The sequence below is a fragment of the Flavobacteriales bacterium genome (assembly GCA_013214975.1).
GTDB lineage: Bacteria > Bacteroidota > Bacteroidia > DT-38 > DT-38 > DT-38.
Window position 1 is genome coordinate 1 of sequence record JABSPR010000420.1, and the last position, 8,494, is coordinate 8,494.

An 8,494-nucleotide genomic window follows, 5' to 3' on the forward strand; every position below is an offset into this window, starting at 1 on the left:
ATCCAACAACAAAAATGCCGATAATGCTCAACATTGCATCTCCTGATTTAGCTTTTAAATTTTCTCATCTACCAAATGCAGGTGTTGGACTTGCCCGAGAAGAATTTATAATTAATAACTATATCAATGTACACCCTTTAGCTCTTCTAAATCATAAAGAACTGTGCGATTATGACCTTACGCAAAAGATATCTAAGTTCATAAAAGGATTTCGAAACGAAGAAGATTTTTTTATTAAAAAATTGTCTTACGGAATTGCAAAAATTGGAGCGGCCTTTAACCCCAACAATGTAATTGTCAGGTTCTCTGATTTCAAATCTAACGAATACTCAAACCTTCTTGGAGGAAAACATTTCGAACCCAAAGAAGAAAATCCTATGATTGGCTGGCGTGGTGCATCCAGATATTACTCTGAAGAATATGAATATGCTTTTGGGATGGAATGTAAAGCGATTAGAAGAGTACGAGACATCTATGGCCTAACCAATGTATCAGTAATGATACCTTTCTGCAGAACAGTTAATGAATGTAAGAAAGTTATAGAAGTAATGAAAAAATATGGTTTGGAAAGAGGGAAAAACGGATTGGAAATTTTCCTTATGGCTGAAGTCCCTTCTAATTTTATTCTCGCAAAACAATTCGCCCCGTATATTGATGGTTTCTCTATTGGTTCAAATGACTTGACCCAATTAGTACTTGGCTTAGATCGAGATTCTGCTCTAGTAGCCCATTTATATGACGAACGAAATGATGCCGTTAAAGAAATGATATCTCAACTTATTAAAGTTGCAAAAGAAACAAATAAGAAAGTTGGAATATGCGGCCAAGGTCCTTCAGACTTTCCTGAATTTTCTCAATTTCTAGTAAAAAAAGGAATTGATACTATTTCGATAACTCCAGATGCCATACTGCAAACAATCTTAAGCATTCATGAAATAGAAAATAAAGGGAAAGATGATAAATTCAAAGTAGCTAGTTAAGATTACGTGAAACAAAAGTCAATAACAACATCTAATTCTATTGTCTTTTGTACTTCTAGCAGAGTAGAAATTACATATGAAAACAAAAAAAGACATAGTCACAAATTGGCTTCCCAGATACACAGGCACGCCATTAGAAAATTTTGGAGATTTCATATTACTCACAAACTTTATAGGATATGTTAATCTATTTAGCGAAAAATATGGTGTTGAAATTATAGGAGAAGACAAAGCAATGCAGACGACCACAAGTAACAATATAACTATGGTAAACTTTGGTATGGGTAGTGCCATGGCAGCTACCATTATGGATTTACTCTCGGCAATTAAACCTAAAGCAGTGTTGTTTTTAGGTAAATGTGGCGGTCTTAAAAAGAAGACAAAATTAGGCCATTTCATTATTCCTATGGCAGCCATTCGTGGTGAAGGTACAAGTAATGAATACTTACCCAAAGAAGTGCCAGCTCTTCCCTCGTTTCGCATACAAAGAACTGTTGCATTAGCTATGCTGGATATTAAAACGGACTATTGGACCGGCGTTATATTCACAACCAATCGGAGGGTATGGGAGCATGACGAAAAATTCAAAAAAAGAATAAAGGAAACTCGTGCCATTGGAATAGATATAGAAACAGCAACCCTTTTTACAGCTGGTTTTATCAATGAAATACCACGAGGAGCATTATTACTAGTAAGTGACAATCCCATGATCCCTAGTGGCGTACATGCAATTGAAAGTGACAAGTCTGTAACCTCTAAATTTGAAGAACTACATATTAATATAGGAATAAGAGCTTTGGAAGAATTAAGAGATTCAGATAGTAGTGTTAAACATATGAGATTTAAACACAAGTCCTAACACTCATTAATTCATAAGAGAGAGAGACTCAAAACACAAAAGATATTCTTTGAAACGTACCTAGGCAGCCTGATTGTTTTCATTTGTGGAATGATCTTCTAAATCACGTATTAATTGAGACTTTCTAATTGCTTCTCTTGGACTAAATTTTAATTCTTCGAGATACCTGAGTCTGTATTTTTCATACCCTAGGGTTACTTTAGTTACTTTGGAAATATTTATCATCTTTTTATGTTTTACTATTTACATTATCTAAGAAAATAATATGCCAACTACGCAATTCGAAGTTTTAATAGTCAAAAGATACTCCTCCAAGAAAATTCGATTTAAATACCCTCTCTATATTAGACTCTATTCTCCTTTATAGAGAATCAACTATAGCAATTTCAAGCGAAATAAAACACAAAGCATAACTAAACCTGAAATTCATGACTACTTCGTAATCAGATTCACGATTATCGTCCAATGCACAAGTCAAGTCGATAAAAATGACCGCCGCGAAAGTTTAGTAAAGGGTTGGTTAGCGATTCGCCTGAAAAGGCAAACCTTATTACTTGGAATTTCACAAGCAGCTACGCACATAGATAGACTAACCTAATGACTATTCAGTCTCAATCATACAACTTTTAAGGTTTTTTTTAATTGTAAAAAAAAACTTTGAACCAGACCCTTTCTTTGATCTAACCCACATTTCGCCCAAATGACTATTAGCAATTTTCCTGCAATTTGAAAGCCCTATTCCAATTCCATCTCTACTATCAATCTTTCTAAAGATATTAAATATCTGATCTTGGTATTTTTCTTCAATCCCAATTCCATTATCCTCTATTGAAAATTCGAAGTGATGATCACGACTTTTACATCTTAAGTTAACTAGTCTTATATCGCTATCATTATACTTTATTGCATTGTGAATCAAATTCCGAATAAGCATTTTCAACTCATATGGCATACATTGTATTTTTTGAGGCATTTTGCCAATTGTAAAACGAACCCACTTATTATTCATTACTCCACCCAAGTCCGTTTTCACATTATCGATCAAGCTCAATAAGCACACTTCCGAAAAATTCAGCTCTCCCCCCAAACGAGAGTGATCCTGGACCGCTTTAATTTGACTCCTTAGTTGAATTGCAGATTGATTTAATGAATTTAAAAACATTTTACCAGTGTCATCAAACAATTTATAATAGTCTTGTTTTAATATATCAGATGCGCTTATTATAGAGACTATCGGCTCTTGCAATTCATGGGACGTGACATGATTTAAATCTGATAATTCTTTGTTTGCGAGAACCAGTTTATCTCTAATCATTTTTAATTGCCTAACTCTTGTCTTTTCCTCTAGTATAATCCGCTCATGTAACTTTCTCTTTTGGGTTTCGAGCTTAATTATTTTTGACGCTTCCTTTTTCCTTAGCATGAGATCTTCATTCAAACTCTTTAATCCTAATAAAATCTCCCTTAACCCCTCATCTTTTTTTTTCTCAATAATTTCATCTGTAAGAGTCAGCTTTCCATTGGCTATTTCAGCTAAACAAAATGCAATATATGTTGCGAACTCTCTATCTATTTTTTGCATCCATAATTGCTTTCAAAGCATCACCACAGCTTTTATGAATAGAATAGCTGCCGAATCCGACTCCTAAAAGAACAAAATTAACCATCTGGCTAATCAATATGTTTTTCCCCGTGTAAACCGCTGCGTGCTTTATTTGACTTGAGAAATCACCCATAACCTCTCGTAGCTTAGCCCGTTGTTCAGCGTTAGGTGGCGAGGTATTTGTTAAATTTATTAAGAAATAATTTCCTTTTGTATTTGAAAGAAATTTCTTAACCTTTTCAAACATTAATTCTATTTGAAATGAACTAATCTTCGACGGTTCCTCCAAATAAATAACGTTTTCATCTAATTCGAATACTTTGTCTAGGAGAAATTGTTTTCCTTCATAAGTAGAATCCTTCGAATAAATTTTTTCTTCAATCATACTTTTTTCAATCACGTTAAACTCCCCATTGCTAAGCGTACAGAATATGGTAAGTCTATTGCTTTTAATGGCTTTGATAAAAACTTAATCACACTCTCATCTTTATCTGCTCTTTCTTTATCTCTAGGGTCTACAGAAGTCGTTAACATTATAATAATATTCTTATCCACCTTAGGATTAGATAACATAGTATCATTGTACTCTTTTAGCAACTCCCAACCATTAAGTTTCGGCATATTGATGTCGAGAAAAATAACAGAGGGGAATTGCTCACATTCCAATAATGCTTTCCTTATATATTGAACGCCTTCTTCTCCATTTCCCACGGTATCTATTTCGAATGATTGATTAGTTTTTTCTAGAACTCTTTTATTAATCAGGTTTGCAATCTTATCATCATCTATAAGCAAAATTTTAAAATCTAACTGTGACATATTTGAGATATTTTAGTGAATTAAAAAATACGGTTAGTATTTACATTTGTTTCTCCAAGTGGAAAGAGTTTTTGCTTCCATAGAATCAACACCTCCCTTTATAAAAATTATTTACCATTGATAATGGAGATTGAGGAGAGATATCTAAATGCTCAACAATTGAATTTTTGATATGCTGCATAACCTCAGCTCCTTTTGCAATTATTCCATCTGCTCCATGTTCAACAAATAATGAAAGGAGTTTCTTTTTTGCACTTCCCGTAATCATTACAACCTTTATATCTATGTTATATTCCTTTACATACTTTAATACCCGTAACCCATTAATTCCAGGAAGTTGAAAATCTATAAAAACTATTCTAGTATTTTCAATAATTGATTTCAACCAATCTTGACCAGTATTTAAATTGACGCCTTATTATAATGCGTTCTTTTCTAAGGCTACATCTAAGTACCTCGTTAAAAAGAGTATCATTTTCTACAATAAAAATAAAATGCTTGTTCATTTCGAACAAATCACAAATAGCAATAAACTTTGTTAACTACTCCAATATATTCTATGAGTTCATAATTATTAACGGTGAAACCCCTTCTAGAAAACATGAATAAAAAAACAGACCAAATGGAAGCTCATACCAATATTCCATATCTTACTTTTTGGCCATTACTGTCAGTAAAACAATCTAGATCTTAAAAGAATTTAGTTTAGCTAGCCTTAAAAAAAGCAAAAGCTTACTTAAACTAAAAAGAACTCTTTGACGATTTAAAATTCTCGTAAATCGAATTATTTCAAAACCAGATATATCCGACTCTTTTAACAGTTCTATTTTTCACTAAAAGATTAGGTTAGACCTCTTTTTCACGCTTCCATTATTTTTTGTTACGTATTTCTTTGTATTAAAACATATAATCCTACAAGTATTTATACGGAGACCGTTAAATGTTCGTGGGCTTAGAAAGAACAACCATAGCCGAATTTCATTTACTCATCACCGATTCTGATCACTTCATTGATTAACACAAGAGAACACAAACCATAATCAAACAGCCCCGTTTAGTTAGGCATATCAATAATTAACAAATATTAAAACTTAAATAATTATGAAAACTACTACAACAAAAAACGGTTCGAAAAATAGCAGTGAGTTAGATATTTCTCAGTTTGAAATAACGCAATTATTAAGAGAGATTAATCCTAACTTCAGAATTGGCGTTACTCCATTATCCGAGAAACCAAACAATTCCAGAGCTCCAAAAGAACTTGAACTCAACAGCACCAACAACTTATCCCTTGCTGCACAACAACTTACAAACGCAGCATCTTTACTTCAAGCTCAAGCGTTATTACCATCTCAATCCATATCCCCCCCAATTAACGTATCACCAGAAAACTTAGCCTCACAGCAATTAAATAATCTAATAGCTACATTACAAACACAAGGAATACAACCGCAACAACAATCAAATCTAGCTATGAATTACCAAGTAAGTTTAGCTGCGCAGCAATTAAACAATGCGGCAAATTCAATTCAAGCCTCTTTACGTTCCGATGCAACTACTATTCCCCTAAACACTGAACAGTCAGCTCTCGAAACACGTGCCTTACTTGGCTCCTCGGTCTCTTTTTCAAATAATATTAGTCCAGATACTAACATTACAGAAAATGATACTCAATTTGAAATTGAATTAGCCGTTGCAGGTTATACCAAGGAGGAAATTACTTACAAAGTAAGTAATGGAATCTTAAGGATAACAGGTAAGAAAAATGATAAAAAGGCCGACTTATCTAAGTGTTATATCACCAAAGAATTTAACAACAACACCTTTAGGAGGTCTTTCCTTTTATCAGAAGATGTGGATTCTAAAAACATTAAAGCCCAAATTGGTAACGGCATATTAACACTTAAGATTCCTAAAGGAGATATGACTCTAATTAAAGAAAAGAAGATTAGCGAGATAGAATTAAAATAGCGCAATCTTAGATTAAAGAAAGCAGTGGCCTCCATCCCATTGCTTTCTTTTTTTTCAAATCATTGATATACTTCAAATTAACTTTTTAATCTTGGTACATAAAAGCTTAATCTAACACAAAATGTCGTTTAGCATAAAAAAAATTATCATTCTTTTTATTAGTGTAAGCGCTGTAATTTGTATGGCTACTGCCAAAAAGAAAAGTAACAAACCAGCCCCTGATAAAACAAAAGAATATCAATTACCAACACACTTTCCTTCTAGAACATAATTAATAATCTAGATACTATGCCAGTTGGTATTCCCCGTTGATAGGAAAACAGACTTTTTCTATATAAACTGGACATGAAATATATTATACTATATTAATCTTTTCCAATGCACCATGCCGATAAGTTTTACTAATGGGAATTAGCTTATTCGCTATTTTGAATGAGTTACCATCAAACATCAAAATTTTATCAATTCTTACAATGTATGAGCGATGCGCTCTAACAAAATCACTCTCGGGAAGTTGGTTAAAGATTTTCACCATAGAGGTTTTAACTAAATATTTTCGTCCTTTCGCAATAATATGAACATACTCACCAGCTGCTTTGATATACATAATATCCTTTAGTGCAATTCTTTCAAGTAGGGAATTTACCTTAACAAAAATCTCTTGACACCTAGATTTGCTATTCTCTTTGTTAGACAATATTGTAAAAGCTTTAGTTACCATTCGCAGAAACCGTGCATATGAAATAGGCTTAACCATATAGTCTATCACATCAAATTCATAAGCTTCCATAGCAAACTCTTTACTAGAAGTAATAAGGATTACAAGTGCATCACACTTTGTTTTTTTCAAGAACTCTATTCCTGTCATTACTGGCATTTCAATATCAAGAAGTATTAGATCCACCTCATTGTTCTCCAAAAACCTTGAAACATGAACAGCGCTATCAAATGATTTCAATAGTACAATTTCCTCTACTTCATTAATCAAATTCTCAATTAGTTCTCTTTGAGTTCTGTCATCTTCAATAATTATTGCCCTTATATTATTCATCCCAAAAATCCTTTTATATCAACATGTACTTTTTTCGTACATTTCCAAATAGATGGCAGTGCAAGAAACCATTACCTATAAAATTAAAATAATAGAGATCAATAAAAAAATAAAATTCTAATATATGAATAAGAAAAAGTCAGCTCTAATTTTAATAGGCTATCAAAATGATTATTTCGCCAAAGATGGTATTTTAAGGGAAGTAATAGAAGCAACAAATGTCATTGAGAATACAATGAATTTAATAAATCAGTTAAATAATACATTAATAATCTCAACACCTATAGTGTTCACAGAAAACTATAGTGAATTAGTAGAACCAATTGGCATACTAAAAACAGTTAAAGATGTTGGTGCTTTCAAAATTGGTAGTCATGGCTCTGAAGCAATTGACGAAATAAAAGAGTTCGGGAGTAGAATATTGGAAAGCCCCGGAAAACAAGGGCTAAACGCCTTTATCAATACTGATCTTGAATTGATTCTAAAAGAAAATCTAATTACTGAAATCATTATAGCCGGGGCTGTTTGCTCTATCTGTATTGATTCCACAGGAAGGTCAGCATTTGACAAAGGTTTCAATGTGACTATGCTCAGTGACTGTATTTCGGGAAGAACTGTATTTGAACAAGAACTCTATTGTAATTCAATATTCCCGTTATACGCTGATGTTACAACCTCTTTAAACGTTATAAAAGAATATAATACTATCTGAATAAAATTGCTTTGAAAAAAAATAATAGAAATACAGTTGAAACCCAAGTCCAATACCGATTAATAGAGGAATTAACTGCAATTAACGCAAAATTAAAAGATGAAATAAAAACGCGAAAAGAATCCCAAAGACCCCTAAATCTTAGTGAGAAAAAATACAGACTAATCATAGAAGAAGCCAGCGATCTAATTTATCAAATGGATAAAGACGGCAATCTAACCTTCGTAAATCAGTCAACGCTAAATATTATCGGCTTAAGAGAAGAAGACCTTATTGGAAAACACTACAGTATTCTGATCAGGAAAGACTTTAGAAATAAAGCATTGACGTTTTACAAACAGGTATTTGCCAAACAAACAAACCTCACTCATTTTGAATTTCCATTAAATATCAAAAAAGAATTATGGATTGGACAAAATATAACTATTCAATCTGTAAATGGAAAAGTAAAAAACATCCAAGCAGTTGGACGCAATATAACAGATCGAGTTATATTCCA

The 8,494-nt window shown here is 32.6% G+C and carries 11 protein-coding genes; 5 read left to right on the forward strand and 6 right to left on the reverse strand.

The window, feature by feature from the left end:
* Nucleotides 1-980 (forward strand): phosphoenolpyruvate synthase (locus HRT72_13050; GenBank protein ID NQY68634.1); only part of this gene is annotated, 980 nt, incomplete at its 5' end.
* Nucleotides 981-1,056: 76 nt separating this feature from the next.
* Entirely contained in the window at nt 1,057-1,839 is a 783-nt protein-coding gene (locus tag HRT72_13055) for an AMP nucleosidase (protein NQY68635.1), read from the forward strand.
* Nucleotides 1,840-1,899: 60 nt separating this feature from the next.
* On the opposite strand, the gene HRT72_13060 is transcribed toward HRT72_13055, so the two are convergent.
* The 5 genes from HRT72_13060 to HRT72_13080 form a co-directional block, all read right to left on the reverse strand.
* On the reverse strand, nt 1,900-2,064 hold the full coding sequence (locus HRT72_13060; GenBank protein NQY68636.1) for a hypothetical protein: 165 nt from the start codon (nt 2,062-2,064) through the stop codon (nt 1,900-1,902).
* Nucleotides 2,065-2,440: 376 nt separating this feature from the next.
* Nucleotides 2,441-3,421 carry a GHKL domain-containing protein gene (locus tag HRT72_13065; GenBank protein NQY68637.1) on the reverse strand — a complete coding sequence of 327 codons (981 nt, stop codon included), beginning with the start codon at nt 3,419-3,421 and terminating at the stop codon, nt 2,441-2,443.
* A complete protein-coding gene (locus HRT72_13070; protein NQY68638.1) occupies nt 3,405-3,827 on the reverse strand; it encodes a hypothetical protein in 423 nt (140 codons plus the stop codon). Before HRT72_13070 ends, HRT72_13065 begins: the two co-directional genes overlap by 17 nt.
* An 11-nt stretch (nt 3,828-3,838) precedes the next feature.
* Entirely contained in the window at nt 3,839-4,261 is a 423-nt protein-coding gene (locus HRT72_13075; protein NQY68639.1) for a response regulator, read from the reverse strand.
* 85 nt (nt 4,262-4,346) lie between these two features.
* Nucleotides 4,347-4,646, reverse strand: a complete 300-nt coding sequence (locus HRT72_13080) for a response regulator (GenBank protein NQY68640.1) — start codon at nt 4,644-4,646, stop codon at nt 4,347-4,349.
* Between the two features lie 716 nt (nt 4,647-5,362).
* Here HRT72_13080 and HRT72_13085 point away from each other — a divergent pair.
* Complete coding sequence (locus HRT72_13085; GenBank protein NQY68641.1) at nt 5,363-6,232, forward strand: Hsp20/alpha crystallin family protein; 870 nt, start codon at nt 5,363-5,365, stop codon at nt 6,230-6,232.
* Nucleotides 6,233-6,587: 355 nt separating this feature from the next.
* Here the strand turns inward: HRT72_13085 and HRT72_13090 are convergent, their stop codons facing one another.
* Nucleotides 6,588-7,283, reverse strand: a complete 696-nt coding sequence (locus HRT72_13090; protein NQY68642.1) for a response regulator transcription factor — start codon at nt 7,281-7,283, stop codon at nt 6,588-6,590.
* A 124-nt stretch (nt 7,284-7,407) separates the two neighbouring features.
* Here HRT72_13090 and HRT72_13095 point away from each other — a divergent pair, with 124 nt between their 5' ends.
* Together HRT72_13095 and HRT72_13100 are read left to right on the forward strand one after the other, a co-directional pair.
* Nucleotides 7,408-7,995, forward strand: a complete 588-nt coding sequence (locus HRT72_13095; protein ID NQY68643.1) for a cysteine hydrolase — start codon at nt 7,408-7,410, stop codon at nt 7,993-7,995.
* A gap of 11 nt (nt 7,996-8,006) precedes the next feature.
* Nucleotides 8,007-8,494, forward strand: a 488-nt coding sequence (locus HRT72_13100; protein ID NQY68644.1) for a PAS domain S-box protein, incomplete at its 3' end; no start/stop codon positions are given.

Excerpts from the sequence above, each read along its gene's own strand:
- HRT72_13055 (NQY68635.1), top strand. The coding sequence starts at position 1,057 with ATGAAAACAAAAAAAGACATAGTCACAAATTGGCTTCCCAGATACACA.
- HRT72_13060 (NQY68636.1), bottom strand. The coding sequence starts at position 2,064 with ATGATAAATATTTCCAAAGTAACTAAAGTAACCCTAGGGTATGAAAAA.
- HRT72_13065 (NQY68637.1), bottom strand. The coding sequence starts at position 3,421 with ATGCAAAAAATAGATAGAGAGTTCGCAACATATATTGCATTTTGTTTA.
- HRT72_13070 (NQY68638.1), bottom strand. The coding sequence starts at position 3,827 with ATGATTGAAGAAAAAATTTATTCGAAGGATTCTACTTATGAAGGAAAA.
- HRT72_13075 (NQY68639.1), bottom strand. The coding sequence starts at position 4,261 with ATGTCACAGTTAGATTTTAAAATTTTGCTTATAGATGATGATAAGATT.
- HRT72_13085 (NQY68641.1), top strand. The coding sequence starts at position 5,363 with ATGAAAACTACTACAACAAAAAACGGTTCGAAAAATAGCAGTGAGTTA.
- HRT72_13090 (NQY68642.1), bottom strand. The coding sequence starts at position 7,283 with ATGAATAATATAAGGGCAATAATTATTGAAGATGACAGAACTCAAAGA.
- HRT72_13095 (NQY68643.1), top strand. The coding sequence starts at position 7,408 with ATGAATAAGAAAAAGTCAGCTCTAATTTTAATAGGCTATCAAAATGAT.